The following is an 18,520-nucleotide window of genomic DNA, read 5'->3' on the forward strand; positions in this document are numbered from 1 at the left end:
GTCGCCGCCAAGGGCCTGGCCATGAAGTCCGGCTTCAAACGCCCCGGCCCCAAGGCCCCCGGCGCCGCCGCGACCTCGACCCCCGCCGAGCCGGCTCCGGCCGACCCGGCCCCCGCCGCGGAAGCCCCCGCCGAACCCGCACCGGAGCAGCCCACCAACGGCACCTCCGGCAACGGCTCCGTCGCCGCACCCCCGGCCGCCAAGCCGGGCGGCCTCGGCTTCAAATCGGGTGCGAAGGCCCCCGGCCGCAAGAACTGACGCGGCTCCCAACTGAACACAAGCCTCGGCCCGGGTTCGATCAGAACCCGGGCCGAGTGCTTTCGAAGAGTTGCTATGCGAAAAATTCGAAACGCGTTACGCTTCCTTTGAAAGGAGGCCACGTAGATGTCGTCCGAAGCCTTGCAACAGCACACCTACCTGCCTGAGCCGACTGAGGAACTAGCCCCCGTCGTGAGCTTCCTCGCGGCCCACGAATCGCGTCGCGGCGACCGCATTCGCCCCCGGTATCTGCTGGTCGGCGCGGACGAGCACGACCAGGTCGAGGTGCCTGAATCGGTGCACCGCGTCCTGGTCCAGGTCGTCGCGGCACTTCGCGAGGGCAAGGCCGTCACCGTCGCGCCGCAGAGCATGACGCTGACCACTCAACAAGCCGCCGACCTGCTCAGCGTGAGTCGGCCGACCGTGGTGCGTCTCATCGATGCGAACGAAATCCCAGCGGAGCGAACCGGATCCCGCCGCCGCGTCCTGCTGACCGATGTCCTCGCCTACCGAGACGAGCGCCGAAAGCGGCAGTACGAGGCTCTCGCCGCGAGCTCGGTCGAGCTCGACGACGAAGACGATCCGGATGCCGTGCGCGCTCAGCTACGCGAGATTCGCAAGGAGGTCGCGCGAAGACGGCGCGGCTGATGTTCGGCGCGGTGCTGGACACCTGCGTCCTCTGGCCGAGCCTGCAGCGCGACTTCCTGCTGTCGTTGGCCGTGGAGAACCTCTACCGGCCGCTCTGGAACGACGCCATCCTGGCCGAACTCGAACTTCACGAGGAGCGCAAGCTCGTCCGCCGCGGCACGGATCCGCAGACCGCGAAACGGCGAGCATCCGGTCTTCTCGCGGTGATGACGCGCGCCTTCGACGACGCGCTGGTATGCGGTTGGGAACCGCTCGAAGGCTCGTTCGGTCTGCCCGATCCGGACGACGAGCACGTCGCCGCGGCGGCGGTCGTCAGCAATGCCGGAGCCCTCGTCACCGAGAACGTGCGCCATTTCCCGTCGCACCTGATGCCGACCGGCTTGCAGGTCGGCGGCGCCGCCGAGTTCGCCGCGAACACTTGCGCTGTCGACCCGGTCCGCGCCCTGGCCGCCATCCGACAGATCTCATCGCGTCACCGCGACCCACCGCAGACGGTCGATCAACTTCTCGACATCCTCGCCACCCGCTACAAGATGCACGAGGCCGTCGAACTGATGCTCGGCGCTTGATCCGCGCCGCCGACTACGGCCTGGTCAGCTGCGCGTACCGGGCGCGGTGGTAGTCGGTGGTGCCGAATTCGCGTTCCAGGGCGGTGAGGCGTTTGAAGTAGTGGCCGATGGCGAGTTCTTCGGTCATGCCCATGGCGCCGTGGAGTTGGACGGCGTTCTGGCCGATGAAGCGGGCAGCGCGGCCGACGGTGACCTTGGCGGCGGAGAGGGCGCGGGCGCGGTCGGCGGGGGCGGCGGAGAGGGCGTGGGCGGCGAGGTGGGATGCCGCGATGGCCTGCTCCAGTTCCATGTACATGTCGACCATGCGGTGTTGCAGCGCCTGGAAACTGCCGATGGGCACGCCGAATTGCTGGCGCTGCTTGGCGTATTCGACGGTGTCGGCGAGCACCTTGCGCAGGCAACCGACCGCTTCGGCGCAGATCGCGGCGATCGCCGCGTCCACGGTGGGTTCGATGACGTCCCATGCCGCGCCCTCGGCGCCGAGCAGCGCGTCGGCGGGGAGCCGGAATTCGGTGAGGACGAGATCGGATCCGACACGGTCGTCGATGGTGCGGTAGGAGTGCACCTCGACTCCGGCGGGCGGGTTCGCCGCATCGAATTCGGTGAGGAACAACGAGATTCCGGCCCGATCGCGCCGCTCACCCGAGGTGCGGGCGGCGACGAGCAGGTGCGTCGCGAGCGGCGCACTGGTCACCACGCACTTGGCGCCGTCGAGCACCCAGGAATCGCCGTCGCGTCGCGCCAGGGTGCCGACATCGTGCAGCGTCTGCCCCGAGCTGGGTTCCAGCGCCGCGAACGCGGTGCGGACGTCGCCCGCGACGATGCCGCGCAGCACCTCGTCGGCGCGTGAACCACCTGACCGTTCCAGCAGACCGGCCCCCACGACGACGGTGTCGACGAACGGCTCGATCACCAGCGCCCGGCCGAGCTCCTCGGCGATGACCATCAATTCGACTGCGCTACCGCCCATCCCGTCGACCCGTTCGGGCAGGGTCGCGCCGAGAATCCCGAGCTCGTCGGCGAATCCGCGCCAGACGGCGGGCTGCCAGCCCTGCGCCGATTTGGCGGCGGCCCTGCTCTTCTCCAAGTCGTAGCGGACGCCGAGGAATCCGGCGACCGCATCGCGCAGCAGCTGCTGCTCCTCGGTGAGTGTGAAGTCCATCAGAGCCCCAATGCTGCTTTGGCGAGGATGTTTCGCTGAATTTCGTTGCTGCCCGCGTAGATCGATCCCGCGCGGTCGTTGAAGTAGCGCAGCGGCGCGACGGCCTGCCAGTCCGCTCCGCTGTGGTAACCGTCTGCGGGAGCGGCGAATTCGGCGATCGGCCCGCCCGGCGCGGTGGCGTGCGGCTGGTAGACGCGTCCGGCCGGACCCGCCGCATCCAGCGCGAGTTCGGTGAGCTGCTGGCTGAGTTCGGTCGCCAGGATCTTCAGCATCGAGGACGCCGGGCCCGGGTCCTTGCCCTGCGCCATCGCCGAAATCGTCCGGTACTCCAGCACTTCCAGCACCTCGGTGCGAATCCGCGCGTCGGCCAATCGGGTGGCGAAGCTCGGGTCGTCGATCAGCGGGTTGCCGTCCGGGCCCGGCTGCCGCGCCGCCGCCTCGGCCAGCTCCTGGCCCATGACCTGCAACATCGGCGCCGCCGCGCCGCCGCGTTCGTGCACGAGCAGGTACTTCGCGACGGTCCAGCCGTCATCGACGCGGCCGAGCACATTGCTCTTCGGCACCCGCACATTGTCGAAGAACACCTGGTTCTGCACCTGTTCGCCGGAGGTCATCACCAGCGGGCGGATCTCGATGCCCGGGGTCGTCATGTCGATGAGCAGGAAGGTGATGCCCTGCTGCTTCTTTCCCGTGCGCGAGGTGCGCACCAGGCAGAAGATCCAGTTCGCCTCGGTGGCGTGGGTGGTCCAGATCTTGCTTCCGGTGCAGACGAAATCGTCGCCGTCGTCGACGGCCGCCATGCTGAGCGAGGCGAGGTCCGAGCCCGCCTCCGGTTCCGAATATCCCTGGCAGAAGAAGATCTCACCGGTCAGGATGCGCGGCAGATAGAAAGCCTTCTGCTCCGGCGTGCCGAACGCGATGATCGCGGGCGCGACCATCCTGATCCCCATCGGCGAGAGCGTCGGCGCGCCCGCGAGCGTCGACTCCCTGCTGAAGATGTAGTGCTGGGTCAGGCTCCAATCACACCCGCCGTGCTCCACCGGCCAGTGCGGCGCGGCCCATCCGCGCTCGTGCAGAATCCGCTGCCACTCCGTGCTGGCCTCGTGGTCCGGGTACACGCTCGTCGCCAGCCGCCCCGCTCGCCGCAACTCCGGCGTCAGCTTCGCGTCCAGAAACCCCCGCACCTCGTCCCGAAAGGCCAGATCGGCCGCTGACCAGTCGTAATCCATCTGTCCTCCCGGCGGGGTATGCCACGGTGCACCACTATTGGCCACCGGCCAACACGCCCCCAATGTAAGCCCACCCACATCCCGAAATCAAACTGAAGCAACCCGCCCGCAGTTGCCCCACCCGCGTCCCCGCAGAGGTTCCACACGCCTCACAAGAGATATGACGTCTGCGAACCGTGCGACGGGTCTGCGGCAACTGGATCGCATCCTCGGAACGGACGCGCATGATGCATCGCCTCCGCCGCGCAGATATCAATGATCTGCTCTACCTGGCGGCTCGGCGTGCCCGAGTCCGGCGCTTTCGCGCCCATCGTTCGACCCTGGACGAGCCATCAGCGTGGATTGCTCCGACCGCCACATTCGCCCTGGACGACGGACACCGGGAGGCGTTGGACCTGACCACCGCCGACACCGGCCTCGACGGCCATATCGGCTCCGACACAATCGATTCCGTAGTCGATGAATTCGGTCTGATCGATGATCCAGCGGGTACGGTGACCCGTCGATCGCCCAACTCGGTCACACTTTCATGACCGTGACCTTCGCTCCACACAAGGCGGTGAGGTCGTCCGGATCGGACGTGAGGATTGTGGTTGGCCCTGGAGCGGAGAGGGCAGTAGCGCAGAGCATCGCGTCGATGGCGTGCTTGTGGCCATGTAGACCCGCCTGACCCAGGAGGGTGGCCGCGTGGCGAGCGATTTCCTCGGTGATCGGCTCGACAACCAGGCGGGACAGTATCCATTCCAAGGCCGGGCGCTTTATGCGCGGATGGATCACTTCGACGATCGTCGCCGCCGAAGTGATCACACGCAGGTCGTCTGCCCGGGCCAGCGCGAGCCAGCTGGTTATCGCACGGTCCCGCAGAACAGCTTTGGACAGACCCTCACTGTCCAGAACGAGCGTTCCGCCAGGCGCCGCCGCACTCATGCCACGTTCGTCTCACGCTGCGCTGCTCGCACTTGCCGAAGCTGATCGCGGAGTGCCTGGACCTCTTCCTCCGTGACAGGCCCGTGTTCCGCCTCGGCGACCGCGATGATCTCGTTAAGGTTGTCCCGTTCGATCTGCCGGGCCACAGCGGCGGCCACATAGCTGGAGAACCCGGAAGGCCCACTGCGAGCACGGGCGGCGTCCGCGATGTCGCGCGGCATGGTGATCGAATACTTCCCGGTATTCTCACTCATAAGACTTATCCTACCAGCGATCCTCCTCGCAAAGGCCTACAGGGAAACAGCGTGATCGACTGGCTGACCTCCGCTCGGAATCAGAGGTGTTCGGCAGCTGACCTCGCACGGTCCGGGTTCATCAGTCAGCTAGCAGTCTTCGAAGAATGCCCGCGTGTACCCCGCCGATTGGTAGGCGTAGTCGTACGCCCAGCGGGCGACGGAGAGGTCGGGTTGGGGGTCGACGAAGAGAAGTTCTCCGTCCCAGCACTTTCCGATGATGTAGCGGGCGCGGGAGACGTGCGGGGTGAAGGTGACGACGATGACGCGGCGCCACCCTTCGGCGCGCGCCCTGCGGGCGAGTTCGCGTCCCTCGCCGCGGGTGGTGCGCGGGGACGGGTCGAAGCAGATGACCTCGAAGCGGTACCCGCCGTGACAGATGCGGTTCATCGTCGCGCTGTACTCGTAGGGGTCGGAGAAGAGCACCCGCGGCGCGTAGCCCTCCGCGGCAAGGCGCAGGCCGAGCTGCTCGCGGCCGTCGCGCGCGCCGCCGAGGACCAGGATCGCGTCGGCCGTCGCGGGCTGGTCGGTGCGAGGCCGGACGTAGACCGGCCACAGCGCGACCACCACGAGGACGAGCACCGCGGCAAGGCCGATCACGGCACGGGTCACCGAACGTCGTCGCACGACTTCCGATGGTATGCGGGCACCGCATCACCGCAGGTCACGGCCGTCGGCCCGGGGCTGTTTCCACCTGTACACCTGCTGTTGCCGTGACCCTTGCCTCGCTGACGTGGCGTGGCCATCGTCGGGGCTTACCAATCGATCATGCGATGCACAGTCTTCGGAACCGGGTACCTGGGGGCCACGCACGCCGCGTGTATGGCCGAGCTCGGGCACGACGTGATCGGGGTGGACGTCGATCCGGGCAAGGTGGCGAAGCTGTCCGACGGCGTGGTGCCGTTCTACGAGCCCGGCCTCGAGGAGGTGCTGCGCCGGAATCTGGATGCGGGCAGGCTGCGGTTCACCACCTCCTATCCGGAGGCCGCCGCCCACGCCGAGGTGCACTTCCTCGGCGTCGGCACGCCGCAGAAGAAGGGGGAGTACGCCGCGGACCTGAAATACGTGCACGCCGTGGTGGATACGCTCGCGCCGATGCTGGAGCGCCCCTCCGTGCTCGTCGGCAAGTCGACCGTTCCGGTGGGCACGGCCGTGGCGCTGGGCGCGCGGGCACGGAAGCTGGCAGGCGCCGAGGTCGAGGTGGCGTGGAATCCGGAGTTCCTGCGCGAGGGTTTCGCCGTACAGGACACGCTGCGTCCCGACCGGTTGGTGCTGGGCGTGGACCGCGCTCGCGAGAATGCCGACTGGGTCGAGGATTTGGTCCGCGAGATCTACGCCGATCTCATCGCCGCGGAAGTCCCTTTCCTGCTGACCGATTTGGCCACGGCCGAATTGGTGAAGGTCTCCGCGAATGCTTTTCTCGCGACGAAGATCTCGTTCATCAACGCGGTCTCCGAGGTGTGCGAGGCGACCGGTGCCGACGTCACTGTGCTCGCCGACGCGCTCGGTTACGACGCGCGCATCGGTCGCCGATTCCTCAACGCGGGCTTGGGTTTCGGCGGCGGATGTCTGCCCAAGGACATCCGGGCCTTCATGGCCCGCTCCGGTGAGCTGGGCGCCGATCACGCCGTCGCGTTCCTGCGCGAGGTCGACAACATCAACATGCGCCGTCGCACCAAGGTGGTCGACATGGCGGCCAAGGCGTGCGGCGGCTCGCTGCTCGGCGCCAATGTCGCGGTGCTCGGCGCGGCCTTCAAACCGGAGTCCGACGACGTGCGCGATTCCCCCGCGTTGAACGTCGCGGGCATGATCCAGTTGCACGGGGCGGTGGTGACCGTGTACGACCCGAAGGCGCTGGAGAATTCGCGCCGCGTCTTCCCCACCCTCAACTACGCGACTTCGGTGGCCGAGGCGTGCGACCGCGCCGACGTGGTGCTGGTGCTCACAGAGTGGGACGAGTTCACCGCGCTGCGCCCCGAGGATCTGGATCGGGTGGTGCGCGGCAGGTCGATCATCGACGGCCGAAACTGTCTCAATCGTGCCACCTGGAGAGAGGCGGGATGGGTGTACGCCGGACTCGGCACACCGTAGAGTTGCCTGGCGAGGCCGCGCTGGATCACCCGATCCCGCCTGCCTCGTGTGCGACTGAGCGCCGCCGGTAGGGTCCCGGGAGCGGTTCGCGTCGATGACGACGCGAGCTCGCTTTGTCGTGAAGCGTGAAACGAGATGGGCAGCTGATGAGTTCGGTACTGGGGGTTTCGGTGGGGGCCGGCGCTGTCCGTATGGCGCGACCACACCCCGGAAATCCCCCCGGTCATGTCACGCCTGATGCCTACGATCTCCAGACCGTCCCGGTGACCGAGCACCGCGCGGAGGAGCTGGTCGCCGAGGCGATCGGCGTCACCCTGGCGACCGATCAGATCGGCGCCACCGCGATCGCCTACCGCAGCGAACAGCAGGCCAGGGCGGTGCGCGCCGCGATGGCGCGACAGCAGGTCACCAACTACGAGCTGGTGCCCGAGATCTTCGCCGCGCTCGAATTCGCCCAGGCCACCGGCGATATCCGCGGCATCTCCTCGCTGGTCGTCTACGACCTCGGCAGCACCGGGCTCTCGGTCAGCGTGGTCGACACCCAGACCAGGGAGGTCAGGCACAGCGAGCGCACCAGCGATATCAGCGGTGACTACCTGGATTCGCTGATCCGCGAACAGCAGATCGCCTCGGGCCGCATCGCGCACCCGCAGGACCCGGCGGGCTTGGCCGCGCTGGACGCGCTGTGCCGCGAGGCCAAGGAACAGCTGTCGAGCAATACCGCGGTTGCGCTGCCCAGCGAACAGGGCCTGGTGCTGTTGGCGCAGGAGAACTTCGAATCGCTGATCATGCTGGCCATCGAGTCGTCGGCACGGATGACACGCGATGTGATCGTGCGCTCCGACCGCCCGGTGCACGGTGTGCTCGCGATCGGCGGTTGCGCGCGAATCCCGCTGATCGGGAAGGTGCTCGAGCGCTGGATGGGCGTGCCGGTCATCGTGCCGGAAAGCCCCGAGACGGTGATCGCCCGCGGCGCCGCGCTGCTCGCCCGGCCGGTCCGCCCCGCGGCTCCGGTCGCTCATCCCGTCCCGGCCCCGAGCCAGGCACCCGCCGGCGGCTACGGCGACGAGGATCTCTCGCCCGCTTGGCTGTCCGCGCCGCCCAAGCGTCGGCCGAAGCGGCCGAAGGCGGCGCAGCCGGACGACTTCGACGACATCGACGGTCTCGCGCCGGACTGGCTGGCCGCCAACCCGCGCCGCCGCGAGAAGCGCGAACTGAACGGCGCCGTGCTGACCGTCAGCGCACTGACCGTGGTCGCCGCGATCGGCCTCGGCCTCGGCTACGGACCCCAGGTGCTGGAACGGGATTCACACAGCAGCGAGGGCTCGCCGTCGATCTCGCCGACCGGCTTGCCGCGCACCACCACCCTCGATCCGCAGATCGCGGTGGCGCCCGCCACCACGACGGAGACCGAGGAGTCGGTCGCCGCCCCGCCGCCGCGCAGGCAGACGACCAGCTCGCAGCCGCCGCCCAGCCAGGGCCCGAACACCTTTGTGGTCCCCGGTCTCCCACCGATCGTGGTGCCGACCATCCCGCCCGAGGTCTTCCCCTTCCCACCGCCGCCTCAGCGCTGACGAGCACTCCTGGTGCAGCTGGTCGAGCATCGGCCCGATCTCAGCGGCGCTCGGCGTCGCTGCGGGAACAGAACGGACCCCGGCACGACGTCCACCCGCAACTGCCACCGGAGGCATGCCGACCGCCGAGACGCGAGTCGGCCCACGCAGGCCACCCCTCGCGAGGCGCGGACAGTGTCACCGCGCCCGCGACGAGCACGATCGCCGTCAACCGCGCGAGTGCCGCCCATGGCGAGGCGCGGGCGCCGGGGGCTTGTGACTGCCGAACGGCCGGGCGAGCAGCACCGCGATGCCGGTGGTCAAGGGCACCGAGAGGGCGAGCGCGATACCGCCGACCGCCGACCGCGCGATCTCGATGGCGACCGCGTCACCGGCGAGCACGTCGCGAATCGAGCGTCCCGCCACGCTGAACAACAGCAGCAACGGCAGCGCGCCACCCGCGTAGGCGAGCACCAGTGTGTAGACGGTGCTGGCGATGTGGTCCCGGCCGACCCGCATGGTCGCGGCGAAAACATGTCGGCGCGACGCGGTTTCGTCCAGGGCGGCCAGCTCGAAGGCGGCCGAGGCCTGGGTGATCGTGACGTCGTTGAGCACACCGAGCGAGCCGATGATGAAGCCTGCCAGCAGCAGGCCGGTGATGCTGACGTGCTCTAGATACGTGGCGACGTTGGTGTTCTGCTCCTCGGAAAGGCCGGTGAGCTGGGTCATCTCGATCGCCAGCCAGGACAGCGCCGCGGCGAGCAGCATCGCGGTCAGCGTGCCGAGCAGCGCCGAACTGGTGCGGAGATTGACACCGTGCGCCAGATACAGCACGGCGTAGAGGATCAGCGACCCGGACACCAGCGCGACCGGGATCGCGGGCTTGCCGTCCAGCAGCGCGGGCAGCAGGAACATCACCAGCACCGCGAACGCGAACCCGAGACCGAGCAGCGCGCGTAGGCCGCGCCAGCGCGCCACCGCGATGATCACCACGACGAAGGCGATCACGATCAGGGTCAGCGGCAGTCCGCGCGCGTAGTCCTCGAAGGAGTACAGCGGGGTGCCGGTCGGATCGGTCTGCCGGACCAGACGGATGTCGTCACCGGCGCGCAGATCGGGTTGTCCTGGGCCGGGGGCGATTTCGAGCAGCGTCTTGTTGCCCTGGTGCGGACCGGTTTCGATGGTGATCAGGCTGCGCTGACAGGTGTAGGCGTTGGTGCGCGGCGGCTCGGGTTTGTCGGCGAACACCTTGCCGATGGAGGGACTGCCGCACGGCCCGACGTCCTGCGCGACGACCGTGCCCGCTTCGGTCTCCACCGCGCCGCCGCCCGCGCTCTGCATCGGCAGCGGGATCGCGACGTGCTGACTGCTCGGCCACAGCGCGATGGTGGCGACGACGGTGAGCACACCGATGACGGTGAGCAACCCGACCACGACGCGGGCGGCGGTGGCGCCGATCGCGATCGGTCCGGAGTGATCGTGATGATGATGATGGTGGTCGGTCACCGGGCTCCTACTTCTCCGTCGTGGCCCCGGGTGCTCGTGCCGGACGACAGGAGCGGCTGACCCGCGGCAGCTACGCGGTGCCGAGCTTAAAGGATGTCGTTTTCAAGATCAGGTCGCCAAGCACCACGGGCACACAACTGCCCATCAAGCACCACCGGTACACAACGGACGGGACCATCGAGACGCAACAACTGATCTCGCAAGAGCCGGGTAACTCACCGGGTACGGGCTGACTCCACCCAGGTACCTACCGCCGGCCGCCAACGCAAATCACCACACACCTGAGTCTGGCCTGAAACGCGGAGAGGCGGGCCGGGGGGCGGCGGAGAGCAGGGGGATGTCTCCGCCGCCCGCAGGCCGGCGGCCCAGGGGGGTAGGCGGCCGAACCCGAGGCCAGGTTGCCCAGGGGGGGTAGGCAACCCGACCGGGCACTCGAAGTGCCAAGAGCCACTGTACACAAAAGTTGCACTTTTGCGCTAGCGGGTCTTCAAAACTCGCCTCTATCCATACATTCGGTATGTTTTAGGCCCAGAAGCAGGGCGATTAGGGCTCAGAGTCCCGCGACGCACATCACTGTCGGTAGCTCGCCAGGAAATTGCCGAAGCGCTCGATCGCGACCGCGAGGTCCCTGGCCCACGGCAGCGTGACGATTCGCAGGTGGTCGTGATCGGGCCAGTTGAAACCGGTCCCCTGCACCATCAGGATCTTCTCCTGCAACAGCAGATCCAGGACCAGCTTCGAATCGTCGTAGATCTCGTACACATTCGGATCCAGCCGCGGGAACGCGTACAACGCACCCTTCGGCTTCACGCACGACACACCCGGGATCATGTTCAGCCGCTCCCACGCCACATCGCGCTGTTCGAGCAGCCGCCCGCCGGGCAGGATCAGATCCTCGATGCTCTGATGTCCGCCCAGTGCGACCTGAATCGCGTGCTGCGCGGGCACATTCGGACACAGTCGGGAGGAGGCGAGCAGATCGATGCCCTCCAGGAACCCCGCGGCGTGATCCTTCGGGCCGGTGATGGCCAGCCAGCCCGAGCGGTATCCGGCGACCCGGTAGGCCTTGGACAGTCCGTTGAAGGTCAGGCACAGCAGGTCGGGCGCGAGGGTGGCCAGCGAGATGTGCTTGGCATCGTCGTAGAGGATCTTGTCGTAGATCTCGTCGGCGAGCAGCAGCAGATGGTGCTTGCGAGCCAGGTCGACCAGCTGCTGGAGCACCTCGGCCGAGTAGACCGCGCCGGTCGGGTTGTTCGGGTTGATCACCAGCAGCGCCTTGGTCTTGCTGGTGATCTTGGCTTCGATGTCGGCGACGTCGGGCTGCCAGCCGTTGGACTCGTCACACAGGTAGTGCACCGGAGTGCCGCCCGCCAGGCTGGTCATCGCCGTCCACAGCGGATAGTCCGGCGCCGGGATCAGCACCTCGTCGCCATTGTCCAGCAGCGCCTGCATGGTGATCGTGATCAGCTCGGAGACGCCGTTGCCCAGGTAGACGTAGTCCACGTCCAGTTCGGGGAAGCCGGGCACCAGCTCGTAGCGGGTCACGATGGCGCGCCGGGCCGACAGGATGCCCTTCGATTCGGAGTAGCCCTGGGCATAGGGCAGCGCCGCGATGATGTCGCGCATGATCACGTCGGGCGCCTCGAAACCGAACGGCGCCGGATTGCCGATGTTCAGCTTCAGGATGCGGTGGCCCTCCGCCTCCAGCCGTGCCGCGTGCGCGTGTACCGGTCCACGGATCTCGTAGACGACGTTCTGTAGCTTCGTGGACTGCTCCAGAACGCGCGGCGGGCGGTGGGGTAGATGGCTTGGGCTCACCGTCCCATGGTGCCATCCCCCCACAAGGGGTCGATCGATCGCGTCAGGGTGCGGAATGCCCAGGCGGGATGCCCTTGGCTGCGGTCGCCCCGCAGAACTCCTCGATGCGTTCGTCCAGGAAACGGGCCTCGACGGCGTCGCGGAACGCGGGCTGGGCGATCCGTCGGCGCACGCCGGTGAGCCGCTCCTCGAGCTGGGCGATGCGCTTGTCCTCGGCCAAGCCGAGCACCGGGTTCAGCGCCTCGGTCGCGCCGTCCAGGCTGCCGTTGATCAGATGCGCGGCCGCGCAGTCCACCCGCGCCAGCGCCTCGGCGCCGTAGGAGCGTTTCTCGGACGGGCCGTTGGCATAGATATGGATGGCGCGTTCGGTGGCGGCCAGCGCGGGCTCGGCCTGGCCGAGATGGATGTAGGTGGCGCCCGCGTAGTACTGGGCCTTCGCGTCGGGGAAACCGAAGACGCCGCCGACCTCGTCGTGCAGGTTGTCGGTCGTGGCCAGCTCGCGCGCGTCGTCGGCGGCCCGGATGCAGCGATCGGTGTCGGCGTCGCTGCCGATCTTGGACCAGATCCTGGCCTCGATATTGAGCAACCGCACCTTCGCGGTCGCCGAATCGGCGAAATCCTGCCCGCTCTGCGCGAGCAGCACCGCCCTGCGCGGGCGCTCCGACCAGTATTCGATCAGCGCGTGCATGCCGCGGGTCCAGGCACGTAGCCCGTTGTGGCCACATAGCTCGGCGTAGGCCCAGGCCGCTCTGGCCTGCTCACCCGCCGCGTCGAGGTAGCCGAGGTCGGTGCTCGCGTTCGCGAGCAGGCCGGACAGCGTGCCCGCGAGCAGATAGAGGTGACTGGTGTCGGTCGGCCGCTGATGACCCTCCAGCAGTCGATACACCCGGCGCCGAACCCGAAGCATCTCCACCATCATCGGAACCGGCGGGATGTGCACGTAATCGTTCGCAATGCGCGTGACATCGGCGTCGAGCTGTTCCAACGTGGTCGCACCCACATTGGTGCTCTCGGCCCGGCCTGCGTGTTCGCTGGCCTCGTGGGCAGCCGCCATGATCAGATCCCTCTCCGAAATCGCTGCTAACGCATCACCTCTCATCGCACCGGCGTCTATGAGAGCAAGAAGGTCCGCGTCGCTCGAATAACTGGCACGCGTCCCCGCAGCGGAACGCGTGTCGAAACCGGCGGCAGGTCCATCGATCGGCGGATCGCCGATCAGCGCCGAAAACCGTGCCCGCACAACATCGTCGGACCTGGCAAGGGATGTATCGAGCGCGGCTTGGTTGACGGGGCGCGGATGAACTCGGTTGCCCCCCGCCTCCCATTTGGACACCAGGCGTTCGTGGACACCGAGATGCGCCGCGAATTCCCGGATGCTCATCCGCTTGGCATCGCGAAGGGCGCGGGTCTCTTTACCTGACCAGTGCCGGACCACGATGTCATCCCTTCCGCACGAACCTTCATCCAGGGTACGAGGGCTTTGTGGCTACGGCCACACACAATTCGCAGTTGCTATTGGCTTTTCGCGCCTCGCGCACCCGCGCGAGCGAGCTTCCCTCGGTCAAAGGCAGCGGATTGGCAGTGGAAGGCGCGCATGGGGGCGATGCCGCGTCGCGGTCATTGGCCCGACCCTGGTAGCAGGAGGCAAGGAGTTGGCCGTGAACGTGGAGAAACTCAGGACAGTCGAGGATTGGGTGTCCTTCTACCGGTACGAGTACGGGCTACCCGTCACCGAGCGTGGCGGTTTCGTGATGCTGCCGATCAGCGGCCGGGTCTGTGTCGTTCACCTGCCGACGGCCCGGGCCGAAAAGGTCAGGGCGGCACTGGAACAGCAGGGGACGAGGGGTCCCATGCTGGCCAGGCAGATCCGCTGGAGCTTCCTGGCCGAGCCGGACAGCCGTCCCGGCGCGCAGGTACTGGAGGTGCTGAATCGTCTCGATATCGGGATACCTGCCATCGGCAGTGCAGTGATGTTGCCGACGGGGCTCGGCCGGTGGACCCGGGAAGGGTGCTTCTGGGTTACTCCGCCGAGCCGCGGCGACACGCTCCCACCGCTGTCCGCCGTGGTGACGACGGCGCTCGCGGTCGGAGCGGGCGGCGGGGACTGAATGCGTCGTCGGTCCCCGTCGCCGACAGTGCGACCGAATCCGCCCCTATTTCCTGGCAGTCGGCGGGGCGGATTCGGTCGTGGGTCGTCGTGCGCGCCAGGCGAACCCGCGTCGGCTACCGCGATTCGGCGGCGTCCACCACGTCGGCGGGCAGCGGGAAGTTCAGGTAGGAGCGCGAGGGAGTCGGTCCGCGCTGACCTTGGTATTTGGAGCCCGCGACGGCGCTGCCGTACGGGTGCTCGGCGGGGCTGGTCAACCGGATCAGGCACAGCTGGCCGATCTTCATCCCCGGCCACAGGGTGATCGGCAGGTTCGCGACGTTCGACAGTTCCAGCGTGATGTGGCCGCTGAAACCGGGATCGATGAAGCCCGCCGTCGAATGCGTGAGCAGGCCGAGACGGCCGAGGCTCGACTTGCCTTCCAGTCGCCCGGCCAGATCGTCCGGCAGCGTGCACACCTCCAGCGTCGAGCCGAGCACGAACTCGCCGGGGTGCAGCACGAACGGCTCGCCCGGCGCGGGCTCGACCAGGCTGGTCAGTTCGTCCTGGCGCTGCGCGGGATCGATGTGGGTGTAGCGGGTGTTGTCGAAGACGCGGAACATCCGGTCCAGGCGAACGTCGATACTCGACGGCTGGATCAGGCTCTCCAGCAACGGCTCGACCCCGAGACGCCCAGCGGCGATCTCCGCGCGGAGGTCACGATCGGAAAGCAACACGGCACGAGCGTAGCGTCCGGCCGATCGGGCCGTTCGGGCGCACGGGGGAGGGCCGGATCGGCGACGCATTCTTCGCTGGTCTTCAGTTAATTCTCAGCGCAAGCGGGCAACCTAGGACCAGTGACCTCGAATCCCCGCAGGACGGTGCCAACGGTGCCGTCGCTCGCCGCGCTCGGCGTGCTCCTCGCGGCATTCATCACCGTGCTGACCCGCAATGTTCTCGACAGCAGCGGGCTGGCCACGATGGATCCCGAGGTCTCCGGCTGGGCGGTCGAGAACCGCAACGGGGTGCTCACGCCCGCCGCGCGGATGGTCAGCAACTGCGGGGACACCCTGTCCATGACGATCCTCACCGTGATCGTCTGCGCGGCGCTGCTGCGCGTGCGCGACCGGATGCGCGCCGCGCTCGTCGCCGTGACCGCCCTCGGCGCCGGTCTCATCGTCGTGATCGCGAAGCGACTGGTCGGCCGGGAACGCCCGCCGGTGGCCGATCACCTCGCCGTCGAGAACAGCCTGTCCTATCCCTCCGGGCACAGCACCGGCACGTTCGTGGTCGTCGGGATCGTGGCCATCGTGCTCATCCCCTTGATCCGGCGGCCGATCGTCCGAGCGGGCGTGGCACTGGTCGCCGTCCTGTTCGTCGCCGCGGTCGGCGCCTCCCGCGTCTACCTGGGCGTGCACTGGCCCACCGACGTGCTCGCGGGCTGGTCCCTCGGAGCGCTGTGGATCCTGCTGTGCCTGGCCGTCTTCCGCTACCCGACCTGGCGTTCGCGGGCCGCCGCTACAGTCGATTCGTGCCGCGAACAAAGCAAGTCTCCGACAGCATCGTCGTCGCGATCGACCCGGTGACGGCCTACGACCGGGTCAGCGACGTCACCCGGATCCACCGCTGGAGTCCGGAGAACACCGGCGCGGTACTGGCCGAGCCCGGCGCACCGGTCCGCGTCGGCCTGCGGTTCGTCGGCACCAATCTGCGCCGCGGCGTGCGCTGGTCGACGGGCTGCGAGATCACCGCCGCCGACCGCGGCGCGCGCTTCGCCTTCAAGGTCCGGCGCTACGGTCTGCGCAAGCCGGTCCTCCCGGTCGCCGTCGCCAGCTGGGAGTACCGCTTCGAGGCTGTTCCCGAGGGCACCAGGATCACCGAGATCTGGACCGACGACCGCCGCGGCTGGCCCGACCGGCCCACGCTGTGGTTCGACCGCATCGCCACCGGCAAGCCGGGGTTCGCCGAGTTCCAGCGAGGGAACATCCGCCGGACGCTGGAGCGGTTGAAAGCGGACCTCGAAAGCGAATCCTGACCCCCGAGGCGGTCAGTCGGCGGCATCCGCTCGCGCGGCGTCGATACCCGCGAGGATGACGCGTAGGCCCTCGGTGAACTCGGTATCGGTGTCGCCGGAGAAGACGTCGGTCACCAGTTGCGCGGTGAGAGGGTAGCGGTGGGCGTCGATGACATCGGCGAGGCGTTCGGGGAGGTACGGGTTGCGGTCGCCGTACGCGTCGTCGGAGCGCGCCTGCTCCTCGATGACGAAGCCGACGGTGTAGTGCAGCAGGATCGGGAAGACCCGGGCCGCTCGGGTTTTCGAGAACCCCGCGTCCTCCAGCGTCCGCAGCGTCAATTCGACTGTGCGCCACATTGATTCGTCGTCGATATAGGTTCCTGCCAGCACCTTCGCCCCATCCCGGTAGCCGAGCATCGCCCGCCGCAACCGGCTCGCCAACGCGATGAGCCAGTCCCGCCAGTCCTCGTCGCGACGCGGCGCCTCGATGCCGTCGACCGCGGAAACGAAGACGGCCCGCGCCATCGCGTCGAGCAACTCGCGCTTGTTCGCGAGATGCCAGTACAACGCGGGCGCTTGCACATTCAGCGCCGCGGCGACCTTCCGCATGGTCAGGCCGTCGAGCCCGACCTCGTCCAGCAGGGCGAGCGCGGCCACGGCGATCACTTCGGCGTCCAGCTTGGTCTGACCGGATTTGTTCGACACCTTGACAGCTTAACAATGTTCCTGGTCTCCTTAACAACGTTAAGGATTTAACGTTGTTAAGGAGATGACATGGACACGACCGATGTGGTGATCGCGGGCGCCGGCCCGACCGGCCTGATGCTGGCGTGCGAACTGCGCGTCCTCGGTCTCGAGGTCGTCGTGCTCGACGCACTGCCCGCGCGGACCGGCGAATCCCGGGCGGGCGGCATCCACGCCAGGACCATGGAGGTCCTCGATCAGCGCGGCCTGCTCGACGGGCTGCTCGAGCAAGGCCATCCGCGGCAGGTCGGGCACTTCGCCGCGATTCCCTTGGACTTCAGCGATTACGCGACCCGCTACCCGTTCACGCTCGTCATCCCGCAGTCCCTGATCGAGCGCGAACTGGAAAGCCGCGCAGCGGAACTCGGCGTCACCGTGCGGTGGGATGCGCCGATCACCGGATACCGGCAGGACGCGTCCGGCGTCGAGATCGAGATCGGCGGCTCGAACGGAATCCGTCGCATGCGCGCCGCGTATCTCGTCGGCTGCGACGGCGGGCGCAGCGCGGTCCGCAAGCTCGCCGGGATCGATTTCGCCGGCACCGAGGCGACCATGACCGGCATGATCGCCGACGTGGAGCTGGCCGACCCGCCCGCCGAACCATTCTTCGGCCACCGCCGCGGGATGGGCGATTTCTCCGCCGTGCAGCTGCAACCCGGCTGGTACCGGCTCGTCGTGCAACGGCACGACCGGGTCCTCGAGCGCGGCGCGACGCTCTCCTTCGACGACTTCCGCGCCAACTTCACCGAGATCGCGGGCACCGACCTCGGCATGCACAGCCCCCGCTGGGTATCGCACTACGGCGACGCCGCACGGCACGCCGACCGCTACCGCGCCGGACGCGTGTTCCTCGCGGGCGACGCCGCCCACATCCACTACCCCGCCGGCGGACAGGGTCTCAACCTCGGCGTGCAGGACGCCGTCAACCTGGGCTGGAAGCTGGCGGCCGCGCTGCGCGATGACGCCGCCGACGATCTGCTCGACACCTACGAGGCCGAACGCCGCCCGGTCGCCGCCCGCGTTCTGCACAACACCCGCGCGCAGACCGCGCTCTCCCGCCCCGGCCCGCACACCGACGCCCTGCGCGACATCATGGGCGACCTGATCACCTTGGACGACGTCCGTCATCGACTCGGCCACATGATCACCGCCCTCGACATCCGCTACGACACGGGCTCCGACCACCCGCTCGCCGGACGCCGCGTCCCGGACGTCGACCTCGTCACCGCCGACGGCCCCACCCGCGTCCACGAACTGCTCCGCCCCGCCCGCCCGGTCCTGCTCCGCCTCGACGACACGTCGCCGACCGCGTCCGAAAGCAACGGTCACCTCGACTCCGTCCTGGCTCGCAGCCACGCCACGCACTGGTCGGTCCCTGGAGTCGGCGACATCCCCCGCCCCACGGCCCTCCTCATCCGCCCCGACGGCTACACGGCCTGGGCGACCGACGACCGAACCACCGACGGCCTCGCCGAAGCCCTCCGAAACTGGACCACCCCGATCGCCACCCACTGACCCGCCACCGTCCGGGCGGCGCGTACCTGGATCGCGGCCGCCCATGGACGTAGCCGAAGAGGCAGAATGGAAGTTGACCGGCCCAGGGCTCGGTCTGATAGAGTCGC

20 protein-coding genes are annotated in these 18,520 nt (G+C 68.2%); 10 read left to right on the forward strand and 10 right to left on the reverse strand.

Going from position 1 to position 18,520, the window contains the following annotated elements; translation table 11 throughout:
• The 3 genes from AC3EO7_RS10760 to AC3EO7_RS10770 form a co-directional block, all read left to right on the forward strand.
• On the forward strand, positions 1 to 258 hold a 258-nt coding region (locus AC3EO7_RS10760), incomplete at its 5' end, for a hypothetical protein (RefSeq protein ID WP_435591099.1).
• A gap of 126 nt (positions 259 to 384) precedes the next feature.
• Positions 385 to 906 carry an excisionase family DNA-binding protein gene (locus tag AC3EO7_RS10765; RefSeq protein WP_431968146.1) on the forward strand — a complete coding sequence of 174 codons (522 nt, stop codon included), beginning with the start codon at positions 385 to 387 and terminating at the stop codon, positions 904 to 906.
• On the forward strand, positions 906 to 1,475 hold the full coding sequence (locus AC3EO7_RS10770; protein WP_435591100.1) for a PIN domain-containing protein: 570 nt from the start codon (positions 906 to 908) through the stop codon (positions 1,473 to 1,475). The genes AC3EO7_RS10765 and AC3EO7_RS10770 overlap by 1 nt, the downstream gene beginning before the upstream one ends.
• A gap of 13 nt (positions 1,476 to 1,488) precedes the next feature.
• Here the strand turns inward: AC3EO7_RS10770 and AC3EO7_RS10775 are convergent, their stop codons facing one another.
• Together AC3EO7_RS10775 and AC3EO7_RS10780 are read right to left on the reverse strand one after the other, a co-directional pair.
• A complete protein-coding gene (locus AC3EO7_RS10775; protein WP_435591101.1) occupies positions 1,489 to 2,637 on the reverse strand; it encodes an acyl-CoA dehydrogenase family protein in 1,149 nt (382 codons plus the stop codon).
• On the reverse strand, positions 2,637 to 3,866 hold the full coding sequence (locus AC3EO7_RS10780) for an acyl-CoA dehydrogenase family protein (protein WP_435591102.1): 1,230 nt from the start codon (positions 3,864 to 3,866) through the stop codon (positions 2,637 to 2,639). The genes AC3EO7_RS10775 and AC3EO7_RS10780 overlap by 1 nt, the downstream gene beginning before the upstream one ends.
• Before the next feature lie 224 nt (positions 3,867 to 4,090).
• On the opposite strand from AC3EO7_RS10780, the gene AC3EO7_RS10785 reads away from it, so the two are divergent.
• Entirely contained in the window at positions 4,091 to 4,399 is a 309-nt protein-coding gene (locus tag AC3EO7_RS10785) for a hypothetical protein (protein ID WP_435591103.1), read from the forward strand.
• Here AC3EO7_RS10785 and AC3EO7_RS10790 read toward each other — a convergent pair.
• From AC3EO7_RS10790 to AC3EO7_RS10800, 3 genes are all read right to left on the reverse strand, one after another.
• Entirely contained in the window at positions 4,386 to 4,793 is a 408-nt protein-coding gene (locus AC3EO7_RS10790) for a type II toxin-antitoxin system VapC family toxin (RefSeq protein ID WP_431968154.1), read from the reverse strand. The genes AC3EO7_RS10785 and AC3EO7_RS10790 overlap by 14 nt on opposite strands.
• Positions 4,790 to 5,047, reverse strand: a complete 258-nt coding sequence (locus tag AC3EO7_RS10795; RefSeq protein ID WP_431968156.1) for a hypothetical protein — start codon at positions 5,045 to 5,047, stop codon at positions 4,790 to 4,792. Before AC3EO7_RS10795 ends, AC3EO7_RS10790 begins: the two co-directional genes overlap by 4 nt.
• Positions 5,048 to 5,176: 129 nt before the next feature.
• Positions 5,177 to 5,713: a YdcF family protein gene (locus AC3EO7_RS10800; RefSeq protein ID WP_431968158.1), complete on the reverse strand. Its 537-nt coding sequence runs from the start codon at positions 5,711 to 5,713 to the stop codon at positions 5,177 to 5,179.
• 141 nt (positions 5,714 to 5,854) lie between these two features.
• On the opposite strand from AC3EO7_RS10800, the gene AC3EO7_RS10805 reads away from it, so the two are divergent.
• Together AC3EO7_RS10805 and AC3EO7_RS10810 are read left to right on the forward strand one after the other, a co-directional pair.
• Positions 5,855 to 7,177 (forward strand): UDP-glucose dehydrogenase family protein, encoded by a 1,323-nt coding sequence (locus AC3EO7_RS10805; RefSeq protein ID WP_435591104.1) that lies wholly within the window; start codon positions 5,855 to 5,857, stop codon positions 7,175 to 7,177.
• Between the two features lie 146 nt (positions 7,178 to 7,323).
• Positions 7,324 to 8,751: a DUF7159 family protein gene (locus tag AC3EO7_RS10810; RefSeq protein ID WP_488186265.1), complete on the forward strand. Its 1,428-nt coding sequence runs from the start codon at positions 7,324 to 7,326 to the stop codon at positions 8,749 to 8,751.
• A gap of 207 nt (positions 8,752 to 8,958) precedes the next feature.
• Here the strand turns inward: AC3EO7_RS10810 and AC3EO7_RS10815 are convergent, their stop codons facing one another.
• The 3 genes from AC3EO7_RS10815 to AC3EO7_RS10825 all read right to left on the reverse strand — a co-directional run bounded on the left by AC3EO7_RS10815 (position 8,959) and on the right by AC3EO7_RS10825 (position 13,435).
• Positions 8,959 to 10,236, reverse strand: a complete 1,278-nt coding sequence (locus AC3EO7_RS10815) for a YibE/F family protein (RefSeq protein ID WP_431968164.1) — start codon at positions 10,234 to 10,236, stop codon at positions 8,959 to 8,961.
• A gap of 570 nt (positions 10,237 to 10,806) precedes the next feature.
• A complete protein-coding gene (locus AC3EO7_RS10820) occupies positions 10,807 to 12,054 on the reverse strand; it encodes a pyridoxal phosphate-dependent aminotransferase (RefSeq protein ID WP_431968166.1) in 1,248 nt (415 codons plus the stop codon).
• A gap of 43 nt (positions 12,055 to 12,097) precedes the next feature.
• Positions 12,098 to 13,435 (reverse strand): helix-turn-helix domain-containing protein, encoded by a 1,338-nt coding sequence (locus AC3EO7_RS10825; protein WP_488186266.1) that lies wholly within the window; start codon positions 13,433 to 13,435, stop codon positions 12,098 to 12,100.
• Positions 13,436 to 13,712: 277 nt separating this feature from the next.
• Between AC3EO7_RS10825 and AC3EO7_RS10830 the strand changes: the two genes are divergently transcribed.
• A complete protein-coding gene (locus tag AC3EO7_RS10830) occupies positions 13,713 to 14,162 on the forward strand; it encodes a hypothetical protein (RefSeq protein ID WP_431968170.1) in 450 nt (149 codons plus the stop codon).
• Positions 14,163 to 14,277: 115 nt separating this feature from the next.
• On the opposite strand, the gene dcd is transcribed toward AC3EO7_RS10830, so the two are convergent.
• Positions 14,278 to 14,877: a dCTP deaminase gene (dcd, locus tag AC3EO7_RS10835; protein ID WP_431968172.1), complete on the reverse strand. Its 600-nt coding sequence runs from the start codon at positions 14,875 to 14,877 to the stop codon at positions 14,278 to 14,280.
• 120 nt (positions 14,878 to 14,997) lie between these two features.
• On the opposite strand from dcd, the gene AC3EO7_RS10840 reads away from it, so the two are divergent.
• Together AC3EO7_RS10840 and AC3EO7_RS10845 are read left to right on the forward strand one after the other, a co-directional pair.
• Positions 14,998 to 15,726 carry a phosphatase PAP2 family protein gene (locus AC3EO7_RS10840; RefSeq protein WP_435591106.1) on the forward strand — a complete coding sequence of 243 codons (729 nt, stop codon included), beginning with the start codon at positions 14,998 to 15,000 and terminating at the stop codon, positions 15,724 to 15,726.
• Positions 15,672 to 16,175, forward strand: coding sequence for an SRPBCC family protein (locus AC3EO7_RS10845; protein WP_435591107.1), 504 nt, complete (start codon positions 15,672 to 15,674; stop codon positions 16,173 to 16,175). Before AC3EO7_RS10840 ends, AC3EO7_RS10845 begins: the two co-directional genes overlap by 55 nt.
• 12 nt (positions 16,176 to 16,187) lie before the next feature.
• Here AC3EO7_RS10845 and AC3EO7_RS10850 read toward each other — a convergent pair whose 3' ends face one another.
• Complete coding sequence (locus tag AC3EO7_RS10850; protein ID WP_435591108.1) at positions 16,188 to 16,859, reverse strand: TetR/AcrR family transcriptional regulator C-terminal domain-containing protein; 672 nt, start codon at positions 16,857 to 16,859, stop codon at positions 16,188 to 16,190.
• Positions 16,860 to 16,928: 69 nt separating this feature from the next.
• Here AC3EO7_RS10850 and AC3EO7_RS10855 point away from each other — a divergent pair, with 69 nt between their 5' ends.
• Entirely contained in the window at positions 16,929 to 18,413 is a 1,485-nt protein-coding gene (locus AC3EO7_RS10855) for an FAD-dependent monooxygenase (protein ID WP_431968180.1), read from the forward strand.
• Positions 18,414 to 18,520: the final 107 nt, after the last annotated feature.

Source organism: Nocardia sp. bgisy118, assembly GCF_057708605.1.

What these genes read in the sequence shown, in the direction of transcription:
- AC3EO7_RS10765 (WP_431968146.1), top strand. Translation starts at nt 385, where the DNA reads ATGTCGTCCGAAGCCTTGCAACAGCACACCTACCTGCCTGAGCCGACT.
- AC3EO7_RS10770 (WP_435591100.1), top strand. Translation starts at nt 906, where the DNA reads ATGTTCGGCGCGGTGCTGGACACCTGCGTCCTCTGGCCGAGCCTGCAG.
- AC3EO7_RS10775 (WP_435591101.1), bottom strand. Translation starts at nt 2,637, where the DNA reads ATGGACTTCACACTCACCGAGGAGCAGCAGCTGCTGCGCGATGCGGTC.
- AC3EO7_RS10780 (WP_435591102.1), bottom strand. Translation starts at nt 3,866, where the DNA reads ATGGATTACGACTGGTCAGCGGCCGATCTGGCCTTTCGGGACGAGGTG.
- AC3EO7_RS10785 (WP_435591103.1), top strand. Translation starts at nt 4,091, where the DNA reads ATGATGCATCGCCTCCGCCGCGCAGATATCAATGATCTGCTCTACCTG.
- AC3EO7_RS10790 (WP_431968154.1), bottom strand. Translation starts at nt 4,793, where the DNA reads ATGAGTGCGGCGGCGCCTGGCGGAACGCTCGTTCTGGACAGTGAGGGT.
- AC3EO7_RS10795 (WP_431968156.1), bottom strand. Translation starts at nt 5,047, where the DNA reads ATGAGTGAGAATACCGGGAAGTATTCGATCACCATGCCGCGCGACATC.
- AC3EO7_RS10805 (WP_435591104.1), top strand. Translation starts at nt 5,855, where the DNA reads ATGCGATGCACAGTCTTCGGAACCGGGTACCTGGGGGCCACGCACGCC.
- AC3EO7_RS10810 (WP_488186265.1), top strand. Translation starts at nt 7,324, where the DNA reads ATGAGTTCGGTACTGGGGGTTTCGGTGGGGGCCGGCGCTGTCCGTATG.
- AC3EO7_RS10825 (WP_488186266.1), bottom strand. Translation starts at nt 13,435, where the DNA reads ATGAGCATCCGGGAATTCGCGGCGCATCTCGGTGTCCACGAACGCCTG.
- AC3EO7_RS10855 (WP_431968180.1), top strand. Translation starts at nt 16,929, where the DNA reads ATGGACACGACCGATGTGGTGATCGCGGGCGCCGGCCCGACCGGCCTG.